At 35.1% G+C, this 16,757-nt stretch carries 12 protein-coding genes; 6 read left to right on the top strand and 6 right to left on the bottom strand.

Going from position 1 to position 16,757, the window contains the following annotated elements; genetic code table 11:
• Positions 1–206: 206 nt before the first annotated feature.
• The 4 genes from BBI01_RS03535 (at position 207) to BBI01_RS03550 (ending at position 6,503) form a co-directional block, all read left to right on the top strand.
• Positions 207–800 (top strand): TetR/AcrR family transcriptional regulator, encoded by a 594-nt coding sequence (locus BBI01_RS03535; RefSeq protein ID WP_065393281.1) that lies wholly within the window; start codon positions 207–209, stop codon positions 798–800.
• An 89-nt stretch (positions 801–889) separates the two neighbouring features.
• Positions 890–2,242 carry a TolC family protein gene (locus BBI01_RS03540; protein ID WP_065393282.1) on the top strand — a complete coding sequence of 451 codons (1,353 nt, stop codon included), beginning with the start codon at positions 890–892 and terminating at the stop codon, positions 2,240–2,242.
• A 6-nt stretch (positions 2,243–2,248) separates the two neighbouring features.
• Complete coding sequence (locus BBI01_RS03545) at positions 2,249–3,310, top strand: efflux RND transporter periplasmic adaptor subunit (RefSeq protein WP_065393283.1); 1,062 nt, start codon at positions 2,249–2,251, stop codon at positions 3,308–3,310.
• Between the two features lie 7 nt (positions 3,311–3,317).
• Positions 3,318–6,503, top strand: coding sequence for an efflux RND transporter permease subunit (locus BBI01_RS03550; RefSeq protein WP_065393284.1), 3,186 nt, complete (start codon positions 3,318–3,320; stop codon positions 6,501–6,503).
• Between the two features lie 290 nt (positions 6,504–6,793).
• Here BBI01_RS03550 and BBI01_RS03555 read toward each other — a convergent pair whose 3' ends face one another.
• The 5 genes from BBI01_RS03555 to BBI01_RS03575 form a co-directional block, all read right to left on the bottom strand.
• A complete protein-coding gene (locus tag BBI01_RS03555) occupies positions 6,794–7,240 on the bottom strand; it encodes a KTSC domain-containing protein (protein ID WP_065393285.1) in 447 nt (148 codons plus the stop codon).
• Positions 7,241–7,438: 198 nt separating this feature from the next.
• Positions 7,439–8,335: a retropepsin-like aspartic protease gene (locus BBI01_RS03560; RefSeq protein ID WP_065393286.1), complete on the bottom strand. Its 897-nt coding sequence runs from the start codon at positions 8,333–8,335 to the stop codon at positions 7,439–7,441.
• A gap of 119 nt (positions 8,336–8,454) precedes the next feature.
• The gene (locus tag BBI01_RS03565; RefSeq protein ID WP_065393287.1) at positions 8,455–9,414 is read right to left on the bottom strand and encodes a WG repeat-containing protein; all 960 of its coding nucleotides are present in this window, start codon (positions 9,412–9,414) and stop codon (positions 8,455–8,457) included.
• Positions 9,415–9,565: 151 nt separating this feature from the next.
• Entirely contained in the window at positions 9,566–10,330 is a 765-nt protein-coding gene (locus BBI01_RS03570) for a hypothetical protein (protein WP_065393288.1), read from the bottom strand.
• 167 nt (positions 10,331–10,497) lie between these two features.
• Positions 10,498–11,247 (bottom strand): hypothetical protein, encoded by a 750-nt coding sequence (locus BBI01_RS03575; RefSeq protein ID WP_065393289.1) that lies wholly within the window; start codon positions 11,245–11,247, stop codon positions 10,498–10,500.
• A 232-nt stretch (positions 11,248–11,479) separates the two neighbouring features.
• Here BBI01_RS03575 and BBI01_RS03580 point away from each other — a divergent pair, with 232 nt between their 5' ends.
• A complete protein-coding gene (locus BBI01_RS03580) occupies positions 11,480–13,783 on the top strand; it encodes a hypothetical protein (protein ID WP_065393290.1) in 2,304 nt (767 codons plus the stop codon).
• 18 nt (positions 13,784–13,801) lie between these two features.
• A complete protein-coding gene (locus BBI01_RS03585) occupies positions 13,802–16,270 on the top strand; it encodes an SEL1-like repeat protein (RefSeq protein WP_065393291.1) in 2,469 nt (822 codons plus the stop codon).
• 98 nt (positions 16,271–16,368) lie between these two features.
• Here BBI01_RS03585 and BBI01_RS03590 read toward each other — a convergent pair whose 3' ends face one another.
• Positions 16,369–16,749, bottom strand: a complete 381-nt coding sequence (locus BBI01_RS03590; protein WP_065393292.1) for a VOC family protein — start codon at positions 16,747–16,749, stop codon at positions 16,369–16,371.
• Between the last annotated feature and the right edge of the window lie 8 nt (positions 16,750–16,757).

A 16,757-nucleotide genomic window follows, 5' to 3' on the forward strand; every position in this document is an offset into this window, starting at 1 on the left:
TTTTGCTTTATCTACACTTGCTGCCTATTATTTGAATATCTAAATAAAGGAGTTTATATAATTTCTTTTAACGATTTACGCGTAAAAATTCTATACTTTATTTCAAAACATGATGTAAATCATAACAATTTTGTTTAATTTTTTTGTTTAACAATTTTGTCAAAAATAAAATTCGGTTTAAATTTGCACAAATTTGTTTAACAAAAATGTCAAATCAAGCAAAAAAAGACCAAACACAGGAATTGATCAAGGAGACAGCGAAGAAATTATTCTTTGTGAAAGGAAAATTTGATGCTACTACGCAGGAGATTGCAGATGAAGCTGGAGTAAATAGAACCCTTATTAATTATTATTTCCGATCAAGAGACAAACTGATCCAAATCATTTTTGATGAAGCTCAGAAAGTAGAGCAGGAGAAATCAAAGATTATTCAGAATGCGGATCTTCCGTTTAAGGAGAAGATCAGTCAATTTATAGAAAGCAGCCTTTCTACAAGCCTTCAATATCCGTATTTGGAAACTTATATCGTTTCTCAGATCAATAAAGGAACTTGTCATCAAAGAGAAATTGAAGAAGATATCTTACAGCAAATGTACAATGATATCGAAAAAGAAATGGAATTGGGAAATATCGAGAAAACAAGCCCGGTTCAGTTTATTCTGAATATGGTTTCCTTATTAGTATTCCCAAGTGCAATACGACCGCTTTTTATGGAAAATCTGATGATCAGTGATGAAGAGTATGATAAGATTATTTCAGAGAGAAAAGAAATCATTATCAATATGTTATTTAAAAACTAGAAAGATCTAAAGTATTTCTGAAAATGATTCGTCATTGAAAATGAAATAATAGCAAAAAACAGTATAAGAAATAAACGAAGTATAAAATTATGAATAGAAAACGTATAACTGCTAAAAAGCTAAAGATTGGGATAGCTGCAGCATTTATGATTTTCGGTTTTTCATCGGTGTCTGCCCAGCAGCAGGTTACTCTGCAGGAAGCCATTAAACAGGCACTCCAGAATAAGGCTGAAGCTAAAAAAGCAGCCTTACAGGTTAAAAAAGCCGAATATAAGATTGATGAGGCTAAAGCCGGAGCTCTTCCACAGATCAGTGTAGCGGGAGGTGTTTCTTATAACCCGATTATTCAGGAAACGGTAGTAGAGATCATGGGACAGCGAAACATTTTCAAAATGGGACAGCCATGGAACTCAAACATTTCTGCAACTTTAAATCAGGCGTTGTTTGATCAGAGAGTTTTCATCGGTCTAAAAGCTGCAAAATCCACAAGAGAATTTTATGTATTAAACTCTCAGCTGACTAATGAGCAGATCATTGTAAACGTAGCAACTGCTTATTACAATGTATTTGTACAGGAAGAAAACCTGAAAACACTGGAAACAAGCTATAAGAATACTGAAAAAGTAAGAAATGTTATCAAAAGTCTTGTAGATAATGGTTTAGCAAAACCTATTGATCTGGACAGAACAAATGTTCAGCTTACCAATATCGCTTCCAATAAGCAAAAGCTAGTAAATGGGGTAGAACTTGCTAAAAACTCTCTTAAATTCTATATGGGAGTGCCAATGGACTCTTCTATTGAATTGGAAGAAAAGACTATAGAGCCAAAACCGGAGCTTATCGCTGGACAAATCAATTTAGATAACAGATCTGAAGTGAAAGTTCTAAGAAAGCAAATGGAGCTTCTACAGTTTAATAAAAAGGCGACAGAAGCATTCCTTTATCCTACAGTAAGTCTTCAGGCAAACTACGGATGGTACGGAATGGGGACAAAATTCCCTTGGTTCAACGGAATCAGTAATGGTGTAAACTGGAGTGATGCGGCATCTGTAGGATTAAATGTAAACATTCCAATCTTCACGGGTGGAGCTACAAAATCTAAGATCCAACAAGCTGAAATCGATATTCAGGATCTGAATCAGGATATTGAAAATACACAGCTAACCTTGAATTTAGATTATAAGAATGCTACGACCAATATGGAAAATGCTTTAATCAATATTCAGAGTATGAAGGATAATGTGGCATTGGCAGAAAAAGTACAGGCAAATACACAATCTAACTATCAATATGGATTAGCAACCCTTACAGATCTATTAGATACAGATAATTCTTTAACTGAAGCAAAACAAAATTATGCTAATGCTTTATTAGATTATAAGCAGGCTGAAATTCAGTTGATGAAAGCAAAAGGAGAGTTAAACACATTACAAAACCCATAATAAACAATGAAAAAAACTTTAATATATATCATCGTAGCCGCTGTACTTGTAGGGTTAGCAGCGTATAAGATTGCCGGTAACAAAGAGAAACAGACTCAGGAAGTAAAGGAGGTTGCTAAGCAGGTTGATAAAATCAACGTAAATGTCGTAACCGTTTCCAGAGAAAATATAGATACTGATTATTCAGCAAACGGAACATTCCTTCCAAAGCAGGAAATGAATCAGTCTTCTGAAATTTCAGGACGTATCGTAAATGTTTTGGTAAAAGAAGGTTCAAGAGTAGGGGCAGGACAGGTTTTAGCAACAATTAAAAGAGATGCTATCGAGGTAGATGTTACACAAGCTCAGAATAACTTACAAAACGCGATTATTGATAACCAACGTTACGAAAACGCATACAAAACAGGTGGAGTTACAAAACAACAGCTTGATAATTCAAGATTACAGCTGAAAAACATGCAGGCAGCAGTTAGAGCTCAAGGTGTAAAAGTAAACGATACAAGCATTCGTGCAGGAATCAGTGGTACAATCAACAAAAAAATGGTTGAACCAGGAACAGTAGTTTCTCCTGGGACAGCGATGTTTGAAATCGTTAATATCAATAGCTTAAAGCTTTCTGTGTTAGTAGATGAAAGCCAGATCGGAAAAATCCAGTTGGGTCAGGAAGTTCCAATTAAAGTAAACGTTTTACCTGAAGATTCTTTCGTGGGTAGAATTACATTTATTGCTCCTAAGAGTGATGCTTCATTGAATTTCCCGGTTGAAATTGAAGTTCAGAACAGAGGAAACTTAAAAGCTGGTATGTATGCAACGGCTACCTTTAAAACCAACAACGGAGCAGAAACTCAGAATATGCTTACAGTTCCTGCAGAAGCGTTTGTAAACGGTGTAAGTTCAGGACAGCTATTCGTTGTTCAGAATGGAGTTGCTAAACTGATCAAAGTAACTATCGGAAAAGTTTACGGAGATAAAGTACAGGTGTTAAGCGGGCTGAACGATGGTGAGCAAGTAGTAACCAGCGGACAGATCAACCTGGACAACGGATCTAAAGTGAACATTATAAAGTAGACGATTTATGAAGTTAGCAGAAATATCGATTAAAAGACCCTCGCTGGTAATTGTATTATTTACAATTCTGACGCTGGGAGGTATCCTGAGTTATACGCTCATGGGATACGAATTGATTCCGAAGTTTGAAACCAACATGGTAACCATCTCCACGGTGTACCCGGGAGCTTCACCTGCAGAGGTGGAGACCTCCGTCACCCGAAAGATTGAAGATGCCGTAGGTTCCTTGGAGAACGTAAAAAAAGTAGAATCTTCTTCATATGAAAGTTTATCCGTAATCATGGTTCAGCTGAACGATGGTGCCGATGTAGACTTTGCATTGAATGATGCTCAGAGAAAGGTAAACGCAATTTTAGCAGATCTTCCGGATGACGTAAAAGCACCGTCACTGAACAAATTCTCCCTAGATGATTTACCAATTATCACGATGAGTATTTCATCGGATAAACTGAACAGTAAGGATCTTTATGACTTATTAGATAAAAAGATTGAACCTATCTTCTCCCGTGTAAATGGAGTAGCTCAGGTTGATCTTGTAGGTGGACAGGAGAGAGAAATTCAGGTGAATCTTGATGAGAAGAAATTGCAGGGATATGGACTTTCAATCGGAGATGTTCAGCAGGCAATTCTTTCTTCAAACTTAGATTTCCCTACGGGTAGCCTGAAAACGAGAACTACGAAATCTACGATCAGATTATCAGGAAAGTATAAGTCAACAGAAGAAATGAACAACCTTGTAGTTTCCAATAAAAATGGAGCTCAGGTACGTTTGTCTGATATTGCAACCGTTTTTGACTCTCAGAAAGATGTTGAAAAAGTAGCAAGATTCAACCAGTTTCCGACGATCTTAATGCAGGTGAAAAAGCAGTCTGATGCCAACGCGGTGGCTGTATCTGAAAGTGTTCAGGAAACGATTAAAACTGTAGAAGCAGCCTATAAAGTTCAGGGAGTAAAAGTAAAAATCGTAAACGATACTACAGAATTTACCCTTGAATCTGCAAACCACGTAATTTTCGACTTATTCCTGGCGATTATTCTTGTGGCAATTGTAATGCTATTGTTCCTTCACAGTATCAGAAACGCATTTATTGTAATGGTTTCTATCCCAGCTTCATTGGTGGCAGCGTTCATTGGGATGAACCTGATGGGATATACTCTAAACCTAATGAGTTTACTTGGACTATCGCTTGTGGTAGGTATCCTTGTGGATGACGCGATTGTGGTATTGGAGAACATTTACCGTCACATGGAGATGGGTAAAAGTAAAATCAGAGCAGCATACGACGGAGCTTCTGAGATCGGATTTACCGTTGCTGCGATTACATTGGTAATTGTGGTGGTATTCTTACCGATTGCGATGAGCTCAGGTCTTGTGGCAAACATCCTGGCTCAGTTCTGCGTCACGGTAGTTATTGCGACAATGCTATCATTATTAGCTTCATTTACCATCATCCCTTGGCTATCATCAAGATTTGGTAAACTAGAGCATTTAACAGGTAAAAACTGGTTTGAAAAATTCATTCTTTGGTTTGAAGGATTAATTGACGGGTTCACTCATTGGGTAACTGATATTCTTGAATGGTGTCTGAAAACAACGTTAAGAAGAGTTTCTACAGTGATCATCACGTTTATTATTTTGATCAGTTCATTCTCATTAGTAATCTTTGGATTCATTGGAGGTGAATTCTTCCCACCGATTGATCGTGGTCAGTTCCTGGTACAAATGGAGCTTTCAAAAGATGCTACTGTTGAGAAAACAAACCAATTAACGCTTGAAGTTGAAAAGTATTTAAGAAATGATAAAGACGTTGTAGACTTGATTACAACAGTCGGACAGCAGTCAACAGGTTTTGGTGGAGCTCAGGCAACAACATACCAATCTGAAGTTCAGGTAAACCTTACAGATAAATCTGAACGTTCTGAAAGTACCAACATCAAAGCTGCAAAAGTAAAGAGAGCATTAGAAGAGAAATTTACAGGAGTAGAATTTAAAACAGCTCCAATTGGTATCATGGGTGCGGAAAATGCTCCGATCGAAATGGTAGTCACAGCTCCGGATAATGCAACAGCAGTAAAAGAAGCAACAAGAATCCTTGAATTATTGAAAAAAGTTCCGGGAGCAGTAGACGCAGAATTATCTACAGATTCAGGGAATCCTGAAGTACAGGTGAATATTGACAGAGATAAAATGGCGGCTCTAGGCTTAAATCTTTCAAGTGTTGGACAAACGATGCAGACAGCATTTAACGGTAACACCGATGGAAAATTCAGAGCAGGAGAGTACGAATATGATATCAACATCCGTTTTGGAGACCTGAACAGACAATCCATTGATGATGTTAAAAACCTAATGTTTACAAACCCTCAGGGACAACAGGTTCGTTTGAGCCAGTTCGCTGAAGTAAAAATGGGTTCAGGACCAAGTTTGCTTGAACGTAGAGACAAATCACCTTCTGTAAAAGTAAGAGCTAAAGCAGTAGGTAGACCAGTTGGAGACGTTGCAAACGAATGGGCTGCTAAATTCATGAACGAGAAAAAGCCTATCGGTGTAGATTACATCTGGAGCGGTGATATGGAAAACCAGCAGGAAGGTTTTGGTACCTTAGGGATTGCATTATTAGCGGCTATCGTATTGGTATACTTAGTAATGGTGTCACTATATGACAGTTTCGTATATCCTTTCGTGGTATTGTTCTCTATTCCGTTAGCGATGATCGGGGTAATGGTAATCCTAGCCTTGACAGCTAATTCATTGAACATTTTCACAATGCTTGGTATGATCATGTTGATTGGTCTTGTTGCGAAGAACGCGATTATGATCGTTGACTTTACCAATGCAAGAAAAGCAGCAGGAGCAACAACTCACGATGCATTGATTCAGGCGAACCACGCTCGTCTTCGTCCGATCCTGATGACAACAATTGCGATGATCTTTGGTATGTTACCAATCGCATTGGCAACAGGTGCCGGAGCAGAGATGAACAAAGGTCTTGCATGGGTAGTAATCGGTGGTTTGACATCGTCTCTATTCCTTACCTTGATCATTGTACCAGTAGTATACTCTCTATTTGACTCTATCTTAAGAAGAATGGGTAAAGATACTAAAGTAGACTACGAAGCTGAAATGAAGGCTGATTATGTACACAGAGAATTAAATGAAGACGGATTTACTCCTAAGCATTTAGACAAATAAAATAAAATATACCTTTAATTAATCGAAAGCGCCTCAGATTTTCTGAGGCGCTTTTTTGTTTTGCCACTAATGCACGAATTTTTTTGATGCTTCTATATGAGATTCTTGATCTTCCTTAGAACTTATCTCTGCATAAAGCACTACACTACCTTCTGTTTCTCTATGTGGTTCAAAATATATAAAAACGGATTGTAGTGTAAATATAATTATTCGTGCATTAGTGGCTAAAAAACAATAAAAAAGGCTTCCAGAATAAACTGAAAGCCTTAGTATATTATAATTGAAAAAAATTAGTCTGCCATAGCCTCGCCAGCCTTTCTGAAGACAAAGTTTCCGTAGATGTGTCTTCTTGCAAAACGGCTTGGAGAATCTGCATTCACCATTTTGATATAAGTATTTCTTGGAACACCCATGTATTCATAGCTTTTTCCATTCAAATGCTGAACCGTTAAAATCGATTTCTCAAGATAAAAATCCTGAATATTAGACTGTGTAATAGTTTCAGTATATTCTTCTTTATATTTTTCCTGAGTTTCAGGGTTGATGCTTACTAAGAAGTGGTAAGCTTCAATAACAGATTTACTTTTTTCCTCTGCAGCCAACTGCCCAGCTTCGTCATTGATAAATTTATCAGGGTGTGTATCCTTCATTACATTCCTGTAAATTGTTTTTAACTCTTTTAAAGTCACATTCTTATCTACTCCAAGAAGGGTTCTGTGCTCACCAATTCGTTTCATAACTTGAATTCTTATTTTCGGGGTGCAAAATTAAGGAAATAAATCCGAAAAAATGTAACTTATTCATTATTAATTTATTTGATACACTTTTTGAACTGGATTTTTGTTAAAAAGTTGAATTAAAAATGATGCTACTCAGTTAGTTTATGAAATTTAAAGAAGATTTAAAGCTTTGCAAAAACTTTAAGATCATATTAATTATCCAAACTCCGAATACAGATGTTTATTCAGCTTAAAATAGATATACTCATTTTTAAAATCAATAATGGTATTGAACCTCTTCAGAAATTTATTTCCAAAAAATCCAGCCATTTTTTCTGTAGAATCAATTCCTTCCGTAGAACCGGAAAGTGTAATTGGAACGTTGTAAAGGTACTTTTGTGCAAATGTAATGGAAGGGCACAGAACAACGGGCATTACATATACAGAACCATCTGATCCCTGTGCAGTTGCCTTTCCTATGGTTTTCATCTGATCAACTAAAGCATTTTCCTTCGCATACGGAGAAGCAATGGTGAGTGCATCATCTGCACCGCTATCAAGACCGAAAAAACCGGAATATTCCTTGCTGTTTGCCATAATTTTACTTTCTACAGCAGGATAATCATCGATCATGTGAAGTTTCATTTTTTCATATCCTGAAAAATCAATTGCCAAATCATTTTCATCATAAAAGCGGATGACATTTTTTTGATAATCAATTTCAATAATTTTTCCTTTCATTAAATCCGTACCAAAAACTCCATCAAAATTTGCCTTTTCATAAGGAATCATAGTCAATGAAACATCAGTTTTCACAATATCTCCGAATTGTACGGTGTTGTGGTCGCTGTAATCTACCGTATTGACTCCGTTTGAACCTTTGTTTTCAGACTTCCCGTTAATGGTGAGATTTACTTTTTTCTTGGAGTTACTGTTGATAGCAGATCCGTTAGCTCCTGTGTCAAAAAGAAATTTAACGTTTTCAGTTTTATTGACTTTACAATGTAGGTAAATAGAGTTGTTTTCCAGAGAAAAAGGAATAACAGCAGGGCTTTTCTGTGCAGAAATAAATATACTGACAAAAGCCGTTAAAAAAAGATAAAGAAAATCCATATGAGTATTATTAACTCAACGAAATTAAATCTATTTAAAATCCTGACAAAGAAAGTTAAGGTCATTAACCTTCCCTTAACCGTTCTCTATAAATATCATAAAAAAGAGGAGAATATCTCTCAGTTTTTGACATAATAAGGAATGATTCTTTTTTCAAAAATAAAATAGAAATCATTTCCGACTCTTGCCAGAAGTCCATCCTCAGATATCCAGTCAAATTCTTTTTCAAGTGTACTTCCATCGATATAAAGAAGCCCAAATTTTGTCCCTTTTTGGTAGACTCCCAGCTTCGTTTGCCCATATAACAGAGTATGGCAAAACATGGGGCTCGTAGTAATTAATTTTCCCTGTGTGGTATAATAATACCAGGTATTTTCTTTTCGTAAAGGAATAATGTTAACAACTTTCGCTCTTTTTTCTGTATACTCAACTGGAGATTCTTCATACTCAATCGGGACAAGAATTGTTCCTGCTTTATCAATAATTCCTATTTTTCCATCCTTTACAATCATGAAATAATTTTCGTCAAGAGGTGTTGCGTTATCAACCTCAAAATGGTTGGATTTTAAAGCATATTTCCCATCCTGATTTTTTACGAAAGGAAATTTGAATAATACAGGATATCCACCATAAGGACTATTGCGTTGAGTAGTGAAGGTTCCTTCAAACATATTAAAGAAAAACTCACTGCTATTGTCTTCTTTGCTTATAAAGAAACCGAAAAAACCTTTTCCAGATGTTGAACGATTGTTGATTCTGTAAATAAAGCCACTATTTAAAAGTAAATTTCCTGAACGATCTATTACATTATAAGATTGATTTTCAGTATCAAAAATCAACGCTGATTTTCCATAAAAGGGATAAGCTTCTTTGAATTTTTTTTGGAAAGCTGGTTGTCCGTTTTTCTGATTAATATAAATAAATGCTCCGTTTTGATATGTAGGAAGCAGAGTGTCCTGTGGTGTCTGATAATAGGAAGTGTGATTTGTAAGGGTAACCAGATTAAAAGGAATATCAATCTGAGCCTTTACAGATAAGGCAGCTAAAAAAATACATAAACAATATATTCTTTTTTTCATAGTTAATCAGTTGACGGTAAAAATAATAAATTCATACGCTTCATAAAGAAACTTGTTGAATTAAATTAAATTTTTAATCGTTGCCAAGCTTTTAAAATAAAAAAACAGCACCCAAAATGAGTACTGTTATTATTTAAAATGATAACCTTATCTAAGGCATATCACAGTTTTTCTTTAGCTTCATAAAGATTTTATCGAAATCCTTGTACGCAGTAGCTTCCTCCTCCGGTTTCTGTCTGAAACTGCTGTTGGCGCAGTTATGAAAACTTAAACCAATCATATCAATAAGAGCATAATCTTCTTTTTGAGGGTCGTTCAGTTTTGCATTGAAACGGTTCATTACCCCTTGCGGATCTGCATTGTTCTTGCTTTTCAGTTCTGTATAAGCTTTCCATGAAGCAAACATTTTTTCTTTGTCGGGAGAAGATATAGCGTCTATAGATTCTCTGCAGGTAGAGTAGAATTTGCTGTTTTTCAGTGAAGAAGGATCAGAAAAAGCAATGATTTCTTCCTTATTCAGCTCATATTCATTTTCAAAAGTCTGTATGGCGTTTTCGTAAAGCTTTTTCCATACGGGAAGATCAATAACCTTAAGGCTGTAAAGCTCTTTTTTCTTTTCCTGATATTGTCTTTCCAGGTTTTCTAAGTGAAGGTCTTTATTATTACGAACATCTTCTAGGCTGGAAAGTTTAAAGATAGGATTCGTATCAAAATGAACCCCGTTGAATTTGTATAATAATTTATTTACCCCGTCTATTTCCTCTTTTTCATATTTGGAAGCATCAAAATATCCTTTGTTATCACAATTGAATGTCTGATAGCTGTACGGTGTCAGATTGGTGTTTTTTACAGGACCTTTTTGTCCCAAAACGGTTACAGATAGAGCTAGGGAAAGCCCGATCATCATTTTTTCCATGCGCATAGTCGTTGAAAGAATCCGAATTTTCTATAATTACCCCGCAAAATTAAGGCTTTAAATTTGAAAATTAAAGAATTATGTCAATTTTATACAGTCATTTTTGCAATTTAATGAGAATTTTGATTTTTTGCTTTAAATACAGGGATTATACGAAGATTATAGAATTATGGCTCGTCACAATTCCTTTTAAGTTTTACAAATATTTTATCAAAAGCTTTGAATAAAATATCATCATCTTCTATAGTATTTCTGAAGCTATGATTGGCACAAGTGTTAAAAATATTAATGAGATCAATCAATGCAAAATCATTTTTCCGTTCATCATTCCATTTCTTATCAAAGGTCTCTTTAGCTTGAGGGTTATCCTTATATTTTTCTTCAAATGTGTTTTTCCAGTATGTATACATTTTTTGTTGATCATCAGATATTATAGCATCAATAGTTTCTCTGCAGGTATTGTAAAATTTGCTGTTTCTTAAAGATTTCGGATCAGCATAAGCCATTAGAGTTTCCTTTCTGAGCAGATATTCATTGTCCAGCAACTGAATTGCTTCAGCATATTTCTTTTTCCATACAGGAAGATCAATAATGTTAAGATTGGTAAGTTCTTTTTTTCTTGCTTGGTACTCTTTTTCTACCTGTTGTAAAAGTTGCGGATTATTTTTGCGTACCATATCAAATTTGACTGGATTAAATATAACCAGTGAAGAAAACGGAGACCAGCTCAAAGGATATAACAGCTTGTAAGTGCCGTCTATCTGTTCTTTTTTATATTTTGAAGGATCAAAGTATCCTTTATTATCACATCCAAAAGGTTGATAGCTGTAAAGAACCAGCTTATTTTTTGCAGAATTTTTTTGTGCTAAAACAGGAAAAGATAATATCAAAGTGAGTCCTGCAATTAATTTTTTCATATTCATTATTGTTGAAAAATCTGTATTTTTTTAATGATGGCTAAATTAAAACTTAAAACTCCAATTCCTGTTAAAAGTCAGAGCTATTTACTCACTGGTTTCGGGGATTTATAAGCTTTGGCACTTGTTTTTTCTTTTGTTTTTTATATTTTGCTGCCTGATATCATGAATTCCAATTATGCTAAGGCAGAATGGAAATATAGTGGTTGAATTATAGAACAAAATATTAACAATGTATAATAATTTAGAACAACTGTTTTACAGAGGAGATCTGGAGCAGTGCATTGAAGAAGGAAAAAAACACTTACTATCTCATCCCCAAGATGAGGAAGTCTTATTTTTAATGGCAGTAGCTTATCATGATTTTGCATACTATGACGGACATGAGGCTATTTATGATGCCATCAGAGATTATGTTATTCCTTATTTAAGAAGAATACTTCAGATAAATCCGAATAATAAGAAGGCATTATATAATATTCTGGACTATCCTTTGGGTAATGAATATACTCTGATGCAGATCGCCAGAAGTAAAAAACATATTACTCAGGAAAATAAAGAAGAGTTCATTGGCTATGCAGAACGTATGCTGGATGATCAGGACTATGCGGGCTATGGCTATGATTTCCTTGTGAAAATATATGAATCACTGGAGGAAAACAAAGCACTTTTGAACAGCCTTGAAGCAGGAATATATTATTTCCAGAAAGCCCATGCAGATGAGCGAGAAGTAAGAGACAGAAACATCTCTCTTTTCTGGATGAAAAAGATTTATCTTCTTGACCGTGAAAAAATGGTTTCTGGGGAGGAATTTACAGCAATTATTGAGCAGGGATATCGTCATTTTATTACCAGAAATGAATCTGAGTTGATAGATCTTGCGGACATAGCTTATGAAAATGGAGCTCCTGATCTTTCTTTAAAATTAATGCTGAAAGCGATTAAAGGATCAAATTCTGCAATACATATCCACGAAAGACTGGTAGAATGGCACCAACGATTCGCTGAAATGATTCAAAATGGGTACAATAATCCTGATGTTTTTTATTATCAGCTGATTATTGAAAGAAATTACAGTGATATGCTTAATGTTGCTTACGATTTTTATTACCACCATGCTCTTGAAGTGATGGGTACTCATACTGAAGTTTTTGCAGGCTATCATTTTGCGGGAACATTCCTGTATGAGAATGAGCGTTATGCTGAAGCCATTCCTTTATTGGAAAAAGCTATTACGTTATCATGTAATGCCACAACGTGGAGAAGGAAAGCTGAGTCAGAATACTTCTTATTTAAAACAGCACCATCTGAAATACCTGTCTTTCCTGATTATCCAACAGATATTTATAATGAAGGCGTTTATATGAACGAATTTATAGAAGAACTTGAAGATGAAAATGATAAGCTTCAATGGACTGATGTAAACCGTATTATATATGAACAGGCACATGACGCATTCCGAAGATATTTTGAGGAAGGACAATTTGAAAGTGACTATCACAATGATTTGCACACCAGAGCCATGTGCTGTAATAATTTAGCCATTAAATATTGTTTTTTTGGTGATACTTCAACGGCGGCTTTAGTGGCTTCCGAAGGACTTCAGTATTCAGAGTTCAGAGAGCTTCACTTTGTTTTGATTGATGCATTATTGGGAGAAGGAAACAATAGAGCGGCAGAATCAGCATTGAATAAGTATTTTGATCTGTACGAAGAAGATTGTGATGAATATTTTTATAAAAATGCATTTTACAGAGCAGAACAGATCAGACTTCAGGGGGTACTTGGTTCTGAAAATGTTTACAAAGACGCTAAGGAAACTCTTAGTTATCTGTACGAATACACAGAAGAGCATCTGGAAATCAATGATTATGATTACAGGGATTTGGAAGCTGCTAAAAATATATTGGAAGGAATACTGTACACTCGCTTTGAAAATGAAGATCACAATACAAGACGTTCTTATTATGAAGAACTTTCTGGACGTTTTCCAAAAGAACCGAACCCGCTGTTTGCATTGATGCAGATCTATAATGAAGAAGAAAATTTTGAAAAGGTCTCTTCAACAGCTAAAAGGTATCTGGAGCATAAAAAGGAGTTTCTGTTGGATGCTTTTGATAAAGCTAAAACTATTTATATGATCATTAAAAGTGATTTCCTACAAGGGAATTACGCAGAAGCGGCAAGAGTGTTTAGTCAATACGATGCTGAATGTGATGCTGCTATGGATCCCGAAGAATATGTACTTTGGTTAAGTTATGGAGTACGAATCTATGAGAAACTGAATAATAAAAATCAGACCTTATCTCTTGCAGAAAGATTCAATACCATTTATAATAATGAAGAGTGGGGCTATGATGATCTTGTGGAAAGCGTGGAATTGGCAAAAGCGGTAGTATTATATCAGGCTGGAAACTTAAAAGAAGCTCATGCAATTTTAGATCAGGTACGTTCAGTTGCAGATTATGATCCTATTGCAGATGAATATAAAGCTTCCTGGAAGAAACCTGGATTGTTTTCAAAATTCGGATTTTAATCATAAAGAATAAAAAATATGGCACACCGTATTTACGTATATAATATCGATTCTCAAACCGGCGACCGCTATTCTCACTATCTGGGTGAATGGAATTATGAGATTCCGGAACTGCTTTTTCCTTTATTTTCATGTGATCCAAGATCAAAAGGGAAGTTGTTGTACTTTGATAAAATCAATGGAGTAGCTAGGTTGAAGTCATTTTTTCAGTTAATAGGTGAGCATTATCAGTTGCTTTACAAAAAAGCATATTATGAGCCTGTCAATAAAATGTTTGAACTTTTGGATGCTCTTCCCTACGATACTTTTCTGGTAGATGCATGGGACGTATTCAATATGAATGAAGAAAGCCATACTTCTCAGGCGAAAGATTGGGTATTGGAAATCAAAGAAAAAAGCAAGCTGTATGATAGAGCTATCGCAAAAGGAAATCTGGGATGGCTTGAGAAGGAAATTTTTGCTGGAAGAGGATATGAAACTTTTTTAGCAATGCTGGAAACAGACTGGATTGATTATGGTCTTGGGTATTGGAATGAGGAGCTATATAAAAATCCTTTAGATATTTTTGAAGAAAATAATCTTTGCGGGCTGAAAGATAAGAAAGGAAATATAATAATACCAGCCATTTATGATGAAATTTTCGCTTTTACAGATGAAGGAATTGCTGTAATAAATAAAGACGGGAAGTTCGGATACATGAGAAATGACGGAAAGGTTCTTGTGGAATGTATTTATGATGAAGCTTATGATAACCTTTTTATAGATGATAAAGCCTATGCCATTATCGAAATTGATCATAAGTGCGGACTTATTGATATTGCAACCGGAACTATTGTTATTCCTTGTGAATATGATGAGTTGGAACTATTGTGGTACACAGGAATTTTCAATGCTAAAAAAGAGGAAAAATATCGCGTAATTGATGTGTCTGGTAAACAGGTTATTGCTGACCTTTCGGAATCTCCTTTTGACCATGATTATAATAATCTTATTTATCGCAAGCAGGAAGGTACCTCAAAAAGAACTTTTTATACTTTCAATGGGACTTATATTGGGGAATATCCTGAAGATGTATTATCTGCGGTATCCAACGGATTTTATTTTGCCAAACCGAATAAATTTCAGAAAAAAACAGAGATCATTAAACCTGATGGAACTCTTTTAGATACAGATATAGACACGCTCATGATGGATGTTTCAGATTATGGTTATATTTCTTTTGCTTACAGAAAAGGGAAAGAATGGCATATTTATAATACTGAACGCAATGAGTTTATGTTAAAAGGATATACCATTCAAAATATTCATAGAGATCATTACACCAAGTTTATGACTGATGTTTTTGTGATTTCTGATGAAAATGGGTGGGGAATATATAATGCTTCCGAAGATCGTTGGCTGATACCAATCTCCAAAGAATATAAAAAAATAGAATGCTGCAGAGAAGAGATTTTCCGTGTTCTTACTTCAGGTGGGATGTATTATTATGATCAAAAAACCGACATTTTAAGCGATGCCTATGATTATATCGGAGAAGGAGTAGACTATTACGAACAGAAAGTGGCACTTTATAAAGGGAATAACATGTTTATTCTGGATAACGAAAAAATCATGCATCAGGTGACTGACCGACAGCTGGGAGCTTTCTATGAGAAAAGATATAATCTCAGAGGAAAGGATCAGAAGTATTTCCTTGATTTTTACAAAGCATGGATAGAAAGAAAAGGAAGTAATTATGAAGAATATTTTGATGATAAAACCTTGATGTCAAGAGCTGAAGAATACTCCAAGGAAGGAAATACGAAAGAGGCAATCAGATTGTATGCAATAGGGGCAAAACGAGGAAATGCAGATATGATGGTAGAACTTGGATATATCTATACGAATGAAGATCAACCTGAATTTTATGATGTGATGAAAGGAATTGCCCTGTACGAAAAAGCGGCTTTACAGGATAATGCCACTGCATGGAATAATCTGGGATATCATTATCAGAATGGTATTGGCTATCCATATGATATTAAAAAGGCTTTAAAGTGTTTCAGAAAATCAGTGGAACTGGGAGGAGGATTGGCAATGCAGAATATGGGACTTCTGTATTTTTATGGAGATTATGTTCTACAGGATTATGATCTGGCGTTGGAGTATTATAAGCAGGCAGAAAAGAAATTCTACTTTAATGAAGATAAAATATCCGAAATCTATTATCAGAAGCGTGATTTTGAAAATCTTCAGCGTTACCTGAAAAAAGATAAAGTAAATACTTATTCTAACATTTATTACGGAATTATGTATGAAGAAGGACTAGGAGTGAAGCAAAGTACAAAAAAAGCGATTAAACACTTTGAGAAAGCTCTGGAATATTCTACCTACCATCATGCCTTACAAAGACTTTTGTATTACTATAAAGAAGATCCTGCGTTTGCTAATCCAGAGAAATATGAATATTGGAAGTCATATGGAAAGGAAAATGATATGGATGTATAACAAGTATATTCTATGTTTCTATGTGGTTACAAATAAAATATTTTCTTAGTAACCACATAGAAACATAGGTTTTTAAGTTTGAGAAATTTTCACGTTGATTAGTAATAGTTACTCACTTCGATGAGGTTTTGGTCTGGATCACGGAAGTACACGGATTTTATTTTTCCCACAGCTCCGGTTCTGTTCACAATACCTTCGATAATTTCTACATTTTTTTGCTTCAGTTCTTCAAAAATATCATGAATATCAGTTTCTGCTATAAAGCATAAATCTGCAGAACCAGAAGTTGGAAATTCTGCTTTAGGTTCAAATTCATGTCCTTTTTGATGAAGATTGATTTTTTGATTCCCAAAAGTTAAAGCTTTTCGGTTGTCTCCAAAGGTTACCTCTTCAAAACCCATGATTTGAGTATAAAATTCAACGGTCTTGTCTATATCAGCAACGGTTAATACGATATGGTCTATATTTTTTACTACCATTTTTAGAT

The organism is Chryseobacterium artocarpi (genome assembly GCF_001684975.1).
GTDB lineage: Bacteria > Bacteroidota > Bacteroidia > Flavobacteriales > Weeksellaceae > Chryseobacterium > Chryseobacterium artocarpi.